Source organism: Micromonospora sp. NPDC050397 (genome assembly GCF_044901685.1).
Classification (GTDB): Bacteria; Actinomycetota; Actinomycetes; order Mycobacteriales; family Micromonosporaceae; genus Micromonospora_G.
The window spans coordinates 1121648-1138030 of sequence record NZ_JBJDPS010000001.1 but is presented as its reverse complement, the minus strand read 5'-3'; the positions used below and the strand labels follow the sequence as shown (position 1 = coordinate 1138030).

At 70.4% G+C, this 16383-nt stretch carries 7 protein-coding genes and 1 pseudogene; 2 read left to right on the top strand and 6 right to left on the bottom strand.

All coding sequences use genetic code 11. The features are described from left to right. Positions 1 to 62 precede the first annotated feature (62 nt). The 3 genes from ACI2K4_RS04490 to ACI2K4_RS04480 all read right to left on the bottom strand — a co-directional run bounded on the left by ACI2K4_RS04490 (position 63) and on the right by ACI2K4_RS04480 (position 2933). Complete coding sequence (locus ACI2K4_RS04490; RefSeq protein WP_404508673.1) at positions 63 to 1304, bottom strand: MFS transporter; 1242 nt, start codon at positions 1302 to 1304, stop codon at positions 63 to 65. Between the two features lie 194 nt (positions 1305 to 1498). Beyond that, positions 1499 to 2293 carry an alpha/beta fold hydrolase gene (locus tag ACI2K4_RS04485; RefSeq protein WP_404508671.1) on the bottom strand — a complete coding sequence of 265 codons (795 nt, stop codon included), beginning with the start codon at positions 2291 to 2293 and terminating at the stop codon, positions 1499 to 1501. A 211-nt stretch (positions 2294 to 2504) separates the two neighbouring features. Next, entirely contained in the window at positions 2505 to 2933 is a 429-nt protein-coding gene (locus ACI2K4_RS04480) for a hypothetical protein (RefSeq protein WP_404508669.1), read from the bottom strand. Between the two features lie 222 nt (positions 2934 to 3155). Here ACI2K4_RS04480 and ACI2K4_RS04475 point away from each other — a divergent pair, with 222 nt between their 5' ends. Continuing rightward, entirely contained in the window at positions 3156 to 3617 is a 462-nt protein-coding gene (locus tag ACI2K4_RS04475) for a MarR family winged helix-turn-helix transcriptional regulator (RefSeq protein WP_404509185.1), read from the top strand. 92 nt (positions 3618 to 3709) lie between these two features. Here the strand turns inward: ACI2K4_RS04475 and ACI2K4_RS04470 are convergent. Then, positions 3710 to 4270, bottom strand: a pseudogene (locus tag ACI2K4_RS04470) (DUF4240 domain-containing protein); the annotation flags it as partial. A gap of 27 nt (positions 4271 to 4297) precedes the next feature. Then, a complete protein-coding gene (locus ACI2K4_RS04465) occupies positions 4298 to 7156 on the bottom strand; it encodes a BTAD domain-containing putative transcriptional regulator (RefSeq protein ID WP_404508667.1) in 2859 nt (952 codons plus the stop codon). 153 nt (positions 7157 to 7309) lie between these two features. Here ACI2K4_RS04465 and ACI2K4_RS04460 point away from each other — a divergent pair, with 153 nt between their 5' ends. After that, positions 7310 to 7627 carry a hypothetical protein gene (locus tag ACI2K4_RS04460; RefSeq protein ID WP_404508665.1) on the top strand — a complete coding sequence of 106 codons (318 nt, stop codon included), beginning with the start codon at positions 7310 to 7312 and terminating at the stop codon, positions 7625 to 7627. On the opposite strand, the gene ACI2K4_RS04455 is transcribed toward ACI2K4_RS04460, so the two are convergent. Further along, positions 7624 to 16365: a SpvB/TcaC N-terminal domain-containing protein gene (locus ACI2K4_RS04455; RefSeq protein ID WP_404508663.1), complete on the bottom strand. Its 8742-nt coding sequence runs from the start codon at positions 16363 to 16365 to the stop codon at positions 7624 to 7626. The two genes, ACI2K4_RS04460 and ACI2K4_RS04455, sit on opposite strands and share 4 nt — an antisense overlap. Positions 16366 to 16383 lie beyond the last annotated feature (18 nt).

Genomic DNA, 16383 nt, shown 5'->3' with positions numbered 1-16383 from the left:
TTCTCCTCCGTCACGTCCGTCGAAGCGGACCCGCCGCCCTGACGTTGGTCGAGCCGGGCCACTCAGGCCGGCGCGGGCACCGGGGCCGGTCTCGTCCGGGCGACGGAGGCGACGTACAGCAGCAGACCCGCGGTGGTGAGGACAAAACCGGCCCAGACGGTGGAGAGGGTTCCCCAGCCGGCGTCGAGGGTGATCGCGCCGCCGATCGCCCCGAGGGAGTTCGCCAGGTTGAGGGCGGCCAGGTTGAGCGCGCCCATCAGCGTCGGGGCGTCCGGTGCGAAGCCGGTCAGCCGAACCTGGATGGTGGGGATCGCGAGCATCATCGTCGCTCCGACGCCGAACAGGCAGGGCAGCAGGACCACCAGGTTGCCGCCCGCGACACCGATCAGCGCCAGGAGCACCAGGACACCGCCGTAGCCCCAGATCAGACCACGGTGGGCGGACCGGTCGGCGACCCGCCCGCCGAAGTGGTTACCGACCGCCATGCCGACGCCGAAGACGGCGAGCGCGACCGGGACGAGCGAGGCGTCCCGCATGGCCGCGTCGGTGACAAAGGGGCCGATGAAGGTGTAGACGGCGAAGATGCTGGAAATGCCGAGCGCCGCCACGGTGAAGGTGAGCCAGACTCCCCCGCGCCGCAGCCCGCCCAGCTCGTTGCCGATGGAACCGCCGCGCAGGTCGTCGGTGCGCGGCAACCAGGTCAACAGGGCAGCGCCGGCCAGCAGGCCGAGGGCCACCACGGTCCAGTACATGGCCCGCCAGCCGGCGCTCTGGCCGACGAAGGTGCCCAGTGGCGACCCGGCGATGGTGGCGACGGTGAGCCCGCCCATCACCGTGGCGAACGCCTTTCCACCCTTGCCGGGGCCGTAGACGTACGCGGCGACGACGGCCCCGGCACCGAAGAACGCGCCCTGCACGCTGCCGGTGACGAACCGGGCGACGACCAGCAGCGCGATGTTCGACGCGAGCGCGGAGAGCGCGTTGCCGACCAGGAACAGCACCATCAGGCCGAGCAGCAGGGTACGCCGGTTGACCCGGGCGGCGAGCAGGGTGATCGCCGGAGAGCCGACGACCACCCCGAAGGCGTACGCGGTGATCGCGTACGTCGCCACCGGGATCGAGACGTCCAGATCGGACGCGAACAGTTGGATGATGCCGTTGCTGCCGAACTCGCCGGTGCCGATCGCGAAGGTGCCCAGCGCCAGCGCGAACAACGTCGCCCTCGGGTTGCGGATGGGCGACCGCGCGGCGGTGTGCCGCTCCTCCTCGGCGCTGCACTGGTCGGCGTACGCGCGCTGATGCATCGTCTCGTCCTTCGGGTGGATCAGGCGGATGGTTTACCGGCTGGTACGGGACGGTCCTGGCCGACCGGGGCCGAGCTGCTGGTAGTCAACAGCTCGGCCCCGGTCAGCACGTGGTCCGGGAGTGCGTCACCACCGGCGCCGACGGAACAACGTCCGCCTCGACCGCTCGTACGTCACTTCCCCCTGGCGCCGGATCAGCGCGCGGCGCGCTCGATGAGGTCGGCGGTTGCGGCCGGCTGCGCGACCATCGCGACGTGCGAGGCACCGACCTCGACCGTGCGGGCGCCGGCCCGCTGCGCCATGAACCGCTGCGCCTCGGCGGGCAGCACCCGGTCGTGGCGGGCGACGAGGTACCACGAGGGGATGCCCTTCCAGGCCGGGGCACCGGAGGGTTCCTGCAACGCGCGTACGTCGCTCGGGCGCTGGCCGGCCCACATCAGCTCGGCGGTGGTCCGGGGCACGTCGCCGGCGAACACGTCGCGGAAGACCGCTTTCTTGATGTATCCGTCGACGCCCTCACCGTACGGGCGGAAGTCGAGCGCCGCTTCGTCGAGCCTGCTTCCCGGGTACTTCGTCTGCAGGCCCAGCAGCGTCTCGCCCTGGTCGGGTACAAACGCGGCAACGTAGACCAACGCCTTCACGTTCGGGTTCCCGGTCGCGGCGTTGGTGACGACGATCCCGCCGTACGAGTGCGCGGCGAGGACGAGCGGGCCGTCGAGGGTGGCGAGAACGCTGGCGAGGTAGGCGGAGTCGCTGGCCACACCGCGCAGCGGGTTCGCCGGAGCGACGACCGGGTAACCGTCGCGGATGAGTCGGGCGGCGACGTCGTTCCAGCCGGAGGCGTCGGCGAACGCGCCGTGCACGAGTACGACGGTGGGCTTCGGCTTACCGTCCGGCCGGGTGTGTGCCTGCGCGGCGGGCGCGCCGAGCACGGCGCCGCCCGCGACCGCGGCGGATGCGGTCAGCAGCGTTCGGCGAGATGTCGTCATCAATGTGGACCCTTCGGTAACCGGTCTCGGTCATGATCACGAGCCAGCGTATGGCCGAGCACTTGACGAGCACGGAACAGAACCGGAACGGCCGCCGGGCACCGAATCCACAATCAGTTCCGTCCGCGTCGACCGAGTCGTTCGCCGGTTGCACGAGAGCCGGCCCAGACGGGCGGCGCGATCGACCGTCGTCAGGTCCGACTGGGCCGGCTCAGAGTCTGATGATCGCCGCGTCCCACTGGCCGTGCGGGTCCTCCCAGATTGTCAGCACCTCGCCGAACGGCAGCGGGTTGCGCTCGGGCTCGTCGAGCCGTTCGAGATCGACCCCCTGCTCCGCCATCTCGTCGATCACCCGCTCGGCGTCGGCGAGGGAACCGTCGGTCATCAGCCGGATGTAGCCGACGTTCCAGTCGGCGGCCTCGGCCGGAAGGTCGCGGCCCTCGACCCAGGTCCCGTCGACGGCGAACAGCGTACGGCTGCCGTCGACAAGCAGCGGGCCCTCGTCGGACATCGCGACGGAGTCGTGGACGACCGCCCGCTCGCCCCGGAGCACGGCCGGGTCGAGCCACTGCGGGATGCGGTCGATGCCGCATTCGTGGATGAAGTTGCCCCAGGCGTACAGCGCGTACGTTCCCGACATGAGCGGTGATCCTAGTACGGCAACAGCCGGCCATCCGACGGAGAACGCGGCTGACATCAGCACCGGCGTTGCGACGCCACCGAGCTGCGGCGCCAGCGCGCACGGTCGGCACCAGATCCGGTTACCGCCGGCAGCAGTCATCCAGGCCACGCTCTTGACCTGAACTCATGTTGAGGTTCTACCTTCGTCCTCAGCCGTTGAGCCCCGGAGGTAGATCACGTGATGATGCAGCAGTTGTCCGACCCCGAACTCGCGGGCCAACCTGCCGCGTATTGGACAGGCGTTGCCTACGAGTCGCTCATCGGCTTCACCCGCGGCCGGTTTGCCGAACACGGCTTCACCCAGCCTCAGTTCTGGCTGCTGCGCAACCTCTCCAAGAATGACCTTCTACCGGATGGCGGCGGGCTGACCGTGCCTGAGCTTCAGCAGGCGATGAGCTCGTACCGCAGAGCCGAAGACGACCTGGACGCTGAAGCAACGATTCTGCTGGAGCGTGGGTGGCTGACCCGCGACACAGAAGGAAGACTATGGATCACCGAAGCAGGGGAAGAGGCTCGCGTCGACATTGCGCGGCATGCTCCGGCGATCCGCGCCCAAATCCACGAAGGCATCGATGACGCGGACTACGTTACAACCCTGAAGGTGCTTCGGCGGATGATCCAGAACGCCGACGGCTCGATATAGGGGAGCTTCAGCCAGCCGCTTCCCCACATCGACGCGGGCCGCATGGACCGCCGACATCCGCTCATCGGCAGAAGCGGACACGTGCAGGGCACCTATCCGATGCCGTGCTCGTTGAACAGTGCCCATAGGCGGGGGTAACGCAGGGCCACCGTTTCGGTGTCGAGTCGGGCCAAGTCGAGGTCCTCAGGATTGGGATCTGTGCGTAGTGTCACGGCGCGCTCCTCGGCCACGACATCGCGGACGTCTCCGTCGATGTCCCCTCGCTGGTCGCCGACCTCGCAGGCCACGTATTCCAGGGACTCCCACGCGGGGTAGTCGTCGTCCTGCCAAGGACGTGGAAGCAACGCCAGGCGCTGTACGGCCGGAACCGTGGCGAGGCTGTCGGGGTCGACGACCGCTCGCTCGTACGCTGTGCGGCCGAGCCCGACCAGCCACATCTGGAAGTAGTGAAATCCGTCGGTGCCGCAGCCGCCCTCGATGAGGATGTCCGCGGCTCGCCAAAGGCGGTATGTGTTGGCCGGTTCCCGGGTCGCGGACAGGTGCTGGACGAAGTCGAGCAGGTGGGAGCGGGAGATCCGGCTGAGCCGGTGAGCTAGGAAGTCCTCGCGGTCGCCGGGCTTGGGTCCGGCTTGGTGCGAGAGCTCGATGAAGGTCCAGAAATCGTCTACGACTAATCCGCGTTACCCGGCCGGCGACACCGGTTCGACCAGCTTGCGCAGTTGCGCGCGGACCCGCGCGGCGTCAGGGTGATCGAGGTTGGTGAGCATTGCCAGCGCCCGGGTCCAGGCGACACGGGCCGCGGGGTAATCACCCACGGCCCGCTGCGTTTCGCCGAGATGCACCAGGGTGTCCGCCTCGATGTACTGGCCACCGAGTTCCCGGGACAGGGCGAGGGACCGCTGGTAGCACTCGGCCGCCCGCGAGTGGTCGCCGAGCTGGTGGTGTACGTGGCCGAGGCTGTCCCAGACGGCAGCCTGCCCGAACCGGTTGCCGATCTCCTGGTTCAGCTTGAGTGCCTGCTCGCAGTGGATCAACGCCTGGACGTGGTTGCCGAGCCGGTTGTAGGTCCAGCCGACGGCGTTCAGCGCCACCGCCTGACCCCGGTGGTGGCCGGCCGCCCGTCGCAGCGCGAGCGCCTGGAGGGCGTGCTCCAGGGCGATGTCAAGCTGATCCTGTCGCTCGTACAGGTGGGCGAGCTGATGATGGGTCCGGGCCTGGCCCTGCCGATCACCCGTGCGGGTGGAGAGTTCGAGGGCGTGGACGAGGTGGATGTGGGCCTCGGCGTAGCCGCCGTTCAGAGTTCCGGTCTGCGCCAGGGCACGGTGTGCGTCCGCCCGCGCGTCCACCTCGTCCAGCCGACCGGCGGCGGTCAGAGCGACCTGCCAGGCCGAGGCCCGGTCGCGCCAGTGCCCGCTCCGAAACAGAAAGGTGTCCAGCGCCCAGGTGAGCTGCCAGGCCCGGAGGTCGAAACCGCTCTCGGCGGCGTACCGGACGGCGGCGAGCAGGACCGCGCGTTCGGTGGCGAGCCAGGCCGTCGCCGCTTCGGCATCGGCCGGTGGCTCGGCACCGGTACGAGGCGGCAGCGGGCGCAGGGGCAGTGTCATCGGGTCGCGGTGCGGGTTGATCAGCCGGTCGGCGACGTACGCGAGGTGTGTGTAGTGGTCGAGCAGCCGGCTGGTCGCGGCCCGGCGTTGGTCGGGCGGGTCGATCGTGGCGGTGAGGTCGGCGGCGTAGACCCGCAGCAGGTCGTGGCAGGTGAGCCGACCGGGCACCGGTTCGACCAGGAGGCTCGCACGGCGTAGTTCGGTCAGTAGCCGGCGGGTCTGCGGGACCGGGTAGCCGGCGAGGCTGGCCGCCGCCGCCACGTCGACATCCGGGCCGGGGTGCTGGCCGAGCAGTCGGAACAGCCGGGCGGCGGGCGGGGTCAGGGCCGCGATCGACCAGGAGAAGACGGCCCGGACGTTGCTGGTCGGATCGCCGGCGTCCAGGGCGTCGAGAGACTGGTTGGCAGAGCCCAGCTCGGCGCCGAGCGCGGCCAGCGAGAAGCCACTCTGCCGGGCGCGGGCCGCGGCGATGCCGAGGGCCAGCGGCAGCCGGGCACAGGCCATGATGATCTTTCGTACGGCCACCGGCTCCGCGGCGGTCCGCTCCGCGCCGACGCGCTGGGTGAGCAGGTCGTGCGCACCGCCGAGGGAGAGCACGTCGAGGGTCAGCGGGTACGCACCTTCGACCGCGAGCAGCGAGGTGAGCTGATTGCGGCTGGTCACCACGGTCAGCACGGTGGGAGTGGCGGGTAACAGGGGGCGGATCTGGTCGGCGTCGCGGGCGTTGTCGAGCAGGACGAGCATCCGCTTGCCGGCCAGCAGGCTGCGGTAGCGACCGGTCTGGCCCTCGATGGTGGCCGGGACGTGTTCGGGCGGCACGCCGAGGGCGTCGAGGAATCCCCGGATGGCCTCGGCCGCGCTCACCACCCGGCCCGCCGGGTCGAAGCCGCGCAGGTTCACGTAGAGCTGACCGTCGGTGAACCGGTCACGTGCCCGGTGCGCCCAGTGCAGGGCCAATGCGGTCTTGCCCACCCCGGCCGTACCGGAAATGATCACCGCTCCCGGCGTCCGCTCCCCCGCGTCCGCGACCGCGTCCAACTCGCGGAGCTGGCCGTCGCGTCCGACGAAGCCGGGCACGTCGGGCGGTAGCTGCGCGGGGACCGGCGTGACCCGGTCGGCCGTACGGTCGGGTGCGGCCACCCGGGCCGGCTGCCCGACCAGGTCCAGGGTCGGGTCGGTACGCAGGATCGCCAGCTCCAACCGCCGCAGCTCCACGCCGGGATCGACGCCGAACTCGTCGCCCAGCCGCTCCCGGTAGACCCGGTAGGTCCGCAACGCGTCGACGGCCCGTCCGGAGCGGTACAGGGCGAGCATGAGCTGCCCGGTCATGCGCTGCTGCTGCGGATGCTCGGCGGCCTGATCCACCAGCTCTTCGAGGATGGACAGGTGCCGGCCCAACCGGAGCTGCGCGTCCCACCGATCCTGCATCGCGGCCAGCCGGGCCTCGGTCAGTCCGGCGCAGAGTCGGTCCCGGGTCTCGTCGTTCGCCACATCGTGCAGGGGTGCACCCCGCCACAGGTCGAGGGCCTCGCTCAGGAGGGCGACCCGCTCCTCGTCGGTACCGCTCGCACGGGTCCGTCGGACGAGTTCCCGGAACCGGTGCACGTCGACCCGCATGGGGTCGCACCGCAGCACGTAGCCGGCGCCTTGGCGGGCGAGCGAGATCGCGTACCGCTCGCTGCCCGCTGCGGCCAGGGCGCCCCGCAACCGGCTGACGTGTGCGTGGACCACCCGGTTGGCGGTGGGCGGCGGCTCGTCGAGCCAGCACGCCCGGACCAGGCTGGTGGTGGCGACGAACCGGTTGACGCCGAGCAGCAGGACCGCCAGGACCAGCCGCTGCTTGCGCGAGCCGACGTCGACGGGAACTCCTCCGGACACCGCACGCACCGGCCCCAACAGCCCGAACTCCATCGGCACCCCGTTGTCGATGACCATCGCTGTGATGTCGCGGCTACAAACTGTATCGCGATTGTGGCGTTGGCGGAGTACGTGCGTCGATGTCCGTTGGTGGGCGGGCCGGTTGCCGGCAAGTCCTCTACCGGTTGCCTACCGGTCACCGCTCCGCCGTCGGCGGTCTCGCACTCTCCCGTGCCGACGTCCGGCACGAACTGGAGCGGCACCGGCATCGGCGGCACGTCCGGCGGCAGGTGGCCGACGACCGGCCAGCGGCCGGACGGCTGTGGGAAGACCTCGACCACGAACAGCACCGGCTGCTCGGTGATCGCCCGCAGGTCGTCCGGCGGCGTGCTGGCACGGCAGTCGAAGAAGGCGATCCGCGTCGGGCGCCTGAGCGCGCAGGCGTACGTGCCACCGGTGGTCCAGGTCGACCCGCGGCAGCGTGCCCGACTCGGTCGCCTTCTTCTCTGCCATGCCCACTCCCAGAGTCTCCTGGTGATTAGTAGCTAGTTCCCGGTATAAGGAGCGTATTCACCCCATTTGGCGGTCGCCGCGTCGTGGAATTTCCGCCCAAGTTCATGATTCTTGCGGACGGCGCGGATGTCGTTGCCGGAGGTCCACGGCGGGCTCATGGTCTGTCGACGATCGCTCCTCGGTCCACCGTGATGGTCCATGTACTGCTGTTCCCGACCACGGATGGCCCGGTACGCGGGATCCGAACGGCGTAGGTGCCACGGGAGTGTCGCGTACGCCCACTTGTCGAGTATCGCCGTGCCGAATCCCCGCTTGTTGTATTCGTGCCCGCTGCTCCGCGCGGCGGCGACGAGGAGCGGATGCCCGTAACCACTGGAACGACCCACGTACACCTGCTGCGTCTTGTAGTTGAACTTCGTGTAGGTGACGTAGACCAGGCGGTTCCCCTTGTCGTCACGCACCGGTTTGGTGCCCGACTCCGTCACCGGCTCCGGCATCGGAAGCAGCTCGGGCACCTCCATGTCGACCGGCTTGTTGAGCAACTGGATCAGCAGCATCAGCACGCCGATCGGACCCGGTCCCTTGAGCCGGCCACCGCCCGGCGGCGGCTTCGGCGACGTACCGGTGCTCGTACCGGTGTCCGGACCCGGTGGGATCACCACCTGGAGCCCGCGCGGAGTCTCCACCAGGGCGCCGTCCGGGTCCCGGTTGGTGACCGGGTTCTGGTGCGCGTACCCGTACGCGCCGAGGTTGCGGGAGTTGAACACCCCGCCCTCGCCGGGCAGCTTCGCACCCGGGTTCCCGGCATCCGGCAGGTAGTCGCCCATCGCGGGGTCGGGGTTCTGCCACACCGCCGTACGCGGGTCGTAGTAGCGGGCGCCGTAGTAGTAGAGCCCGGTCTCCTGGTCCAGCTCCTTGCCGCTGAACTGGTACGGGGTGGGCGCGCCGGCGCTCTCGTCGACCCAGGTCTCGCCGCCCGGGAAGTACCGCAGGTGCTCGACGACCTGACCGTCGGCATTGGTGCCGTACGAGGTGGATTCGAGATGGTCCTGGTGGTAGTAGAACTGGTTCGCCTCGACATAACGCTCCGGCTCGACCACCTTCGACACGAGCCGGGTGCCGCCGACGAAGACGTGCTTGTAGCTCGTCTGCTTGCGCTGCGAGTACGCCTCGTTCGGGTAGATGCTGACGTTGCCGCGACCCGCGTCCTTCACCACCCGGGTGCCCTGGTCGTCGTAGACAAAACGCACGTCGCTGTCGCTCGGGCAGGACGACTCGTCCTCGGTGAGCAAGTGGTCGCGGTCGGCCTTGTCGCGTACGCAGACCAGCCGGTTCTCCTCGTCCCAGACCATCTGCCGCCGGTTGTCCCGGTCGGTGCGGCTGATCTGGTTGCCGTTGGCGTCGTACTTGAGGTCGTACGGCCCGAGGTCGGTGGGCGCGTGCGGCTGGGCACCCTTGAACTCGTACGGATACCGGTACGTCGTCGCCGGCTGGACGACCGGCGTCGAGCCGACGATCTCGTGCCGCTGGTCCTTCAGCGTGACGTTGTCGATGCTGTCGTAGGACATCGACACCTGGTAGCGGTCCGTCGGCCCGTCGGCGGCGGCCCGGTACTCACCCTGCGAGCCGGTGAGCCGGTGCAGGGAGTCGTAGGCGAACGTCTGCCGGCCGGTCCGGTCGTCGGTCCCGCTCTCGATCCCGGTGACGTTGCCGACGTTGTCGTACGCGTAGTCGGTGTGTTGGAACTCGACCCCGGTACGCAGGCTCGACGCCAGGGTGGCCAGCCGGCGGTCCTCCGCGTCGTAGGTGAACCGGGTCCGGGTGCCGTTGCCGGTTTCCAGCAGTGCGCGCTGCTCGAACTTGTCGTAGTCCAACCGGGTCAGGTACGGGTACGTCCGCCCGCCCTTGACCCCGGTCGCGCCGTCGACCAGCCCGCCACTGTTGTAGTGGTACGACAGCACCTCCCCGTCGGGGTAGGTGAGTTGCAGCATCCGGTTCCAGGTGTCGTAGCGGTACTGGGTCGTGTACCGGACGTCCCGGTCGACCCCTTCGGCCACCGTCCGGGTCTCCTTGGTGACCTCGCCCAGCGGCCCGTACTCGCGCTCGACCGTGCCGGCCGCGTCGCGCACCTCGACCACCCGACCGGCGCCGTTGTTCGGCGCTCCCGGCGCCCCGTACCGGTAGGTGACGTCGTTGCCGTCGAAGACCGGGTACCGGATAGCGGCGAGGCGGTCGAAGTCGTACTCGTACTCGATTGCCTTGTGCCTCTCGGCCAGGTTCGCGGTGATCTCCTTGACCGGGTTGTCGGCGAGGTCGTAGACCGTCTGGGTCCGCCCGGTGTCCGGGTTGTCGACGACCGTGCGCCGGCCGAAGTGGTCGTACGCCGAGGTGGTGACGTTGTCCTGGTCGTCGACCAGGCGGGTGAGCTGACCCAGCGCGTCGTAGCCGTAACTGGTCCAGATGACCGGCTGGCCACCGGCCGGGTTGGCCTCCATGACCCCGACGGTCAGCCTGCGGACGTCGGTGTAGGTGCGGGTGGTGTTGCCGTTGGCGTCGGTCGCGGCGACCTCGAACTGGGTGCTGCCCGCCCGGTCCGGGCCGAACCCGTACGCCGTGCTGGTCACCGTCTGGTCCGGCAGCACCGTCCTGGTGGCCCGGTCGAGGACGTCGAAACTCGTCCGGGTCGGCCGGACCGAGTCGAACGTCGACCGGAACCGGTTGTTGAGCGGCCCCTTGAGCTCCGTCGTCGGGTAGTACTGCTCGACCGCGCGGCCGAGGAAGTCGTACACGGTGCGCCCGGAAACGGTCATCACGTTCGCGACCGGGATGTCCGGACCGGTGCTGACGGCCGCGTCCTTCTTCACCTGGGTGACCCGGGCCAGGCCGTCGGTGAAGGTGATCGTGTCGATCGAGTCGGTCTTGATCGACCCGTCGCTGTTGCGGTCGATGTGCCGGGTCACCGCGTACGGCACGGTCGCCTCGGGGTGGTACTCGAAGTCGATCGTCGGGTGGTTCTCGGCCGTCTCGTGTGCGCCGACGACGGCGTCGATCCGGCCGACCGCGTCGTAGTAGTACCGGATCCGCTGGTTGTTGACGTCGGTGAACGTCTCGACCAGGCCGTGGCGCAGGTTGTAGGTGCTGGTCGAGCGGAGGCCGAAGCTGTCCCTGGTGGCGGTCACGTGGGTGGTGGTGGCCGGGTCGTACTCGTAGTCGATCCGGTACCGCTGCCCCTTGGCGTTGGACGGGTTGGTGACCGACTTCAGGTTGCCGTCGGCGAAGTAGCCGAGGTCGGTGACCGCGGTGGCGCCGTCGGCGAGCCTTGCCCGGTGCTGGGTCACGTTGCCGGTGCCGCAGTCGACCGTCGACTCGCGGTGCCGCATCAGCACACCGTTGCCGCGTACGTCCTCGGTCTTCGCCGTGTCCACGATGCCGCTGGCACGGCAGGCCGCGTCCTCGGCGGTGTAACGGATCTTCGTCTCCACGTCGTCGCCCGGCCCGGCCTCGGCGGCGTCCAACGTGCGCGTGAGGTTGCCGACCTCGTCGTAGGACATCTCCTGGTACGTGGTCTTGCCCGGCGCGTCCTGACCCTCGTGGAAACGCTGGTCGGTACGGACAAGCTGGGGGAAGATCGTCGCGGTGGTGCTCGCCGGGTCGGCCACCCGGCCCGGGTTGGTGACGTCGCGCAACTGGTACGCGCTGGTGGTCTCCTGGAACGGCCTGCCGGCGGCGTCCGTGGTCAGCTCGCGGCTGACGAGCCCCCGGGTGTAGTGGCTGTCGGTACGGAACTCGCGGGTGATGCTGCGGTACACGGCGTCGGCCGCGCCCGGGTCGCGGTGCTCCTCGACCACCGAGCCGTAGCCTCGGAACTCCCGCTCCAGGCGGTCGTAGCTGCCGCCGGAGTAGCGGAACGTCGTGAGCTGGGTGTCCTGCCCGTCGCCGGCCTGACCGTCGTGTAGCGCGACCCGGGAGAGCACGAACTTGGAGTTCGGCTGGTCGTAGGTGTTGCCGTCGCGGGTGTAGTCCAGGTCGATGCGGGCACCGAGCGGTCGCTTGACCTGCCGGAGCAGGTTGGTACGGCCGGTCTGGTTACGCGCGACGACCAGTTCGTTGTCGCTGGTGGACCGGAGGTGGTCGACGAACCCGTCCCCGTCGATGTCACGCAGGGCCTGTTCGGACCGGCTGACGCCGACCGAGGTGTCCGCGCCGGGGTTGGTGACGACGCAGCCGAAGATCAGGCCGACGCAGGCGGAGAAGGTGACGTACCCACCGGCGCCGAGCTTCGCGTTGACGTCGGTGTTGACGCCGGGCAGGCTGCCGGCGAACGGCGCGGCCGGGGCGAACCCGGCGCCGGTGTTCAGCGCCACCCGGATCGGGTCGCCCTCGAACACCCGGTCGGTCAGGCCGTCGCCGTTGACGTCGAGCAGGCTGCTCTCGGTCGAGCTGCGGCCCTCGTTGAACGACGCGCCACCGGCGAACCCGTAGAAGTCGGTGCTGAATCCGATGTTCACGCCACCGTTGCGGGTGGTCCCGTCGTGCAGCGCGCCGCCCGGCCACGGCTCGGGCGCGGCGAACCGGTACCCCAGGTTCAGCGCGGCCCGGCCGTCGGCGTACACCCGGTCGGGCAGGGCGTCGCCGTTGATGTCGAGCAGGTCGAACTTGCCGTTCGACTCCCCGGCGCCGAGGTTGCCGCCGATGCCGAGCGGCGGTAGGTCGTTGCCGGAGGTGGAGGTGTTCGCCGACGAGTGGGCGGGCGGTGCGGCGTACCCCCGGCCGGTGGTGATGGTGCGGGCGGCGCTGCCGGCGCCCGCGTTGGCGGACGTGGTGCCGGTCTTGCGGACGTTGCCGTCCGGGGTGGCCGAACGGTTGGCACCGAGCTGGCCGGTGGGATCGGTGTACATGATCCCCGCCGCGCCGACCACGTCCGGGAAGTGGTCGCCGTTCATGTCCAGGTAGTCCAGCTCGCCCACCGCGTCGCCGGAGGCGACACTGCCACCGACGCCGACCACGCTGCCGCTCACCGAGATCTGCGTCGACCGGGAGACCCGGGGCACGGCGGTGACGTCGTCGAAGTCGGCGGCCAGCGGAGCGGTGAGCGCGGTGGTGCCGAGCCGGGAGCTGCTCGTGGCGTCGGCCGCCGCCCACAGGTGGTCACCGGCCTCCCAGCGTGCCTTGGCGGGCGCCGGGCTGAACGGGAAGACCTTCGGCGGTGCGACCCGGGGGTCGGCGGCGAACTCGTCGCGGTCGCGTTCGGGGTCGACGTCGGCCGGTAGCTGCCCCCGGTAGCTCTCGTCGACGACGAGCGCGTCCTGGGCGATGGGCTGGCCGGCGCGGTCCCGGTTGCCGTTGTAGCCGATCACGCCCCAGCCCCGGTACGGCTGTGCGAACGCGCCCTCGGCCGCCGCGCTGTGCAGCGCGCTGGGTGCCGTTCCGAGGGTGGCCTCGTCGTAGCCGACCCGCACCGACTGCCCGGTCAGCTTGCCGGCGAGTTGCCGGTCGGAGGTGCTGAAGTCGAGGAAGAGCTCGGTGCCGGCGCTGACCGGTACGGTGAGCGGCGGCTGCTCCGGGATCTGGCCGTCGGTGATCTCGATGACCCGCTTGGCCAACAACGCGCCGCGCGTCTTCACCGTGAACACCAGCCGGGAGTCCAGGGTGGGGTCGTCGACGGTGAGCGTCGGGGCGACCAGGAGCGTGCCGTCCGCCGGGACGGGGTAGGACCCCTGCGGCGCGGTCAGGCTGTTCGCCGGGTACATGTCCACGTCGTACGGGGCCTCGATGACCTGCCCGGACGCGTACTCGGCGCGCGGTGACCAGGCGAGTTGGCCCAGGTCGATCGGCGAGTCGACGCGCACCCGCCACTGCAGCCGCTGTCCCTGCTCGACCGGGACCTCACGGTCGATCGCGATGTCGCCGACCTGACCGGCGGGGAGCGTCTGCTCGAACACGGTCCGGCCGTCGAGGGTGACGAGCGCGGTGACGTCGTCGGTCGTCGCCGCCCGCTTGGTCAGCGCGCCGGAGAGCCGTACGGTGCCGGTCGTCGGCACGGTCACCGAGGTGGCCCGGCCGCCGAGGGTGAAGTCCCGCGAAGCCTGGTACCGGTAGGGGTGCAGACCGTTGACGTCGGTGCTGTCCGGAACCTCGGTGTAGTCGATCCGTGGGTCCCACGCGACCCGGTCGTACGCCCCGTCGGCGTTCGACTGCACCCGGAAGTAGAGCCGGTCACCGCGCTGGACCGCGATCGAGTCGACGCCGGCCGGCGGGTGCGTACCGAAGTCGCTGGCGCCGATCTGCCGGGACCAGAGTTCGGTCGCCTCGTGCTGGATTGCCACCCGTACGCCGTCGGCGCCCTCGTACCCGGCCCGCTCCGGCGCGGTCTCCTCGACCAGCCGGACGTCGCCGCTGATCCGGACCGCGCCGTCGAAGGGCGCGACCCAGCGGCGCACCGTGTCCACCAGCGGGTGCGAGTCGGTCTGCCGTTCCCGGTCGACGGTGAAGTCGGCGAGCAGCCCGCTCGCGTCCACCGGCAGCGAACCGATCGGCACCGGGGTGTCGCCGGACGCGCCGTACACCGGCGCGCCGTCCGGGCCGATCCGGCCGAACAGCACCCCACCGCCGTTGACCAGGTCGATGATCCCGTCGCCGTTGACGTCCGCGAGGTAGCGGTCGGTGGTGGTGAAGGTGTCGACGTGGTCGAGCTGCGCCGTCACCCCGAGGTAGCTCTCCACGCCGACGGTGAGGGTGTCGCTGTTCTCCCGGAAGATGCCCGGCAGGTTCCGTAGCGGGGTGAGCTCCGCGCTGAACCGTGGCTGGCCGCCCGGCCGGGCCAGGTTCTTCCGGTACGTCATGCCGTCGTCGCCGCGGAACACCTTGTCCGGGAGGTTGTCCCCGTCGACGTCCACCAGGGCCAGCAGGCCGGTCTCCTCGGCGCTGCTGAAGCCGGTCTTCACCCCGACCGAGCCGGACTTGGTCCGGAACGGGCCCGCCCCGACGTAGAGGTGTCCGCCGGCGCCGGTGCTGGTGTTGCTGTTGAGCGCGCCGGCCTCGCCCGCGCCGCCGCGTACCGCGCCGACCGCGTCGTTGCCGAGGCCGTCGTCCGGTGACTCCCAGGTCACCCGGTCGAACGCCCGGTACGCCCCGGAGCCGTCGCGGATGTCGTCGAAGTAGTCGAACGTGTGCCCGGCGAACCGCTGGCCGTTCTCGTCGAACTCGGTGACCGACCGCAGCAGCGTCTTGCCGAACGCGCCGGTGGTGTAGTCGAACTCGTACTGCCGGATCGGCAGGTTGTCCAGGGTGACCTCGATCCGACGCAGGAGGTCGGCGGTCACCCGCTTGAAGCCGCCCCGGGCGTCGATGGAGACGTCCGGGCGGCGCGGCTCCTCCAGCTCACGGTCGCGGACGAAGGTAACCGCGTACGGGCCCTCGGTGTCGGCGTCCCCGGTGTAGGTGATCTTCTGGAGGTACAGCGTGCGTCCGGGCACCGACCCGTCCGTGACGCCCGCGTCGTCCTGGCGGACGCTGTGGTAGCGCATGACGTTGCCGTGCGGGTCACGCACCTCCCGCAGGGCCCACTGGAATCCGTTGCCGACATCGTCGGTCAGGGTGGACGTCGCGGTGCCACCGAAGTGGAACCGGCCGCCGCTCTTGTCCACGACCTCCCAGGTGTAGTTCTTCGGCGAGGTCCCGTGCCGGACGATTCGCGCGAAGCCGCCCTCGACTCGGGTGTGGAAGACCTTCTCCGCCGACCGGGCCTGCAACGCGGCGCGGTGCGCGACCGGCGTCAGTTGCTCCCCGCCGAACAGGTACGTCTCAGTTTCCAGCCCGCCGTCGTAACGCGGAACGCCCCACCTGGTGTCCACGGTGATCGACGGCAGTGGCAGGTCCCAGCCCAGGCCGAGCCAGCCGTTGCCGCCCGCCGAGTTGTAGCCGACCGCGAGCTGCGGCTGCATGCCGCCCCGCCCCGGCGGCACCACGAGCGGGTACGACAGCGCGGCGTCGCCGGTGTTGCTCGCGCCCGGCGCGTTCACCAGCGTCAACCCCGCCCCGGGGTTGGCGGCCTCCAGATCCTTGATCTGGGTCGGGTTGAACGAGCTGGTCTCGGCGTGCTCCGGCACCGTAACGACCGCGTTGACCATGGTGGCGAGACGGTTGGCCCGGGACACCACCACGTGCTCTTCCTCGTCCACCCGGACCCGCTCCAGCGGCAGCCAGCAGCCGCTCGCGTCGTCGAACGAGTACGTGTGCACGTCCTCGGCGCCGAAGCTCGCGCCAACCCGCTCCGGGTCGTACGGGATGACGACCTCGATCTCGCTCTCGAACGCGAAGGGTTGCGGGGTGAACCGGTATCCCTGCCTCGGCCCCTCGGTCACGTTTGTCATGCCGACGTCGAGTGGGGGCAGCTCGTCCGCAGTGAGCGGGGTGATCCCGATCGGCACCGGGACCCGGGTCGCGCCGGCACCGATGACCAGCCGCGCGCCGTCGTACGCCACGGTCGTCGGCGCGGCCTGGGCCGCTTCCCGGACCTCGCCGTCGGTCGCCGGCTGTCCCACCACCGCCTGGTACTCCGGCAGGGTGCTGATCGTCGACGCCTGCGGCGCGACCAGGCCACAGGCGAGCGGGGCCCGTGGCGCCGCCGCGTCCGGTCCCTGCCCGGACCGGTTCGAGAGCCTGCTGTCACTCGCGGTCAGGCCACCGGCGGCCATCGCCAGGACCACGAAGGCCGCGACGGCGCGGCCGCCGAGCGTGTGGGCGAGAACGGCGTGCCCAGGATTCACCCTCATGATCACCTCTCCGACGAA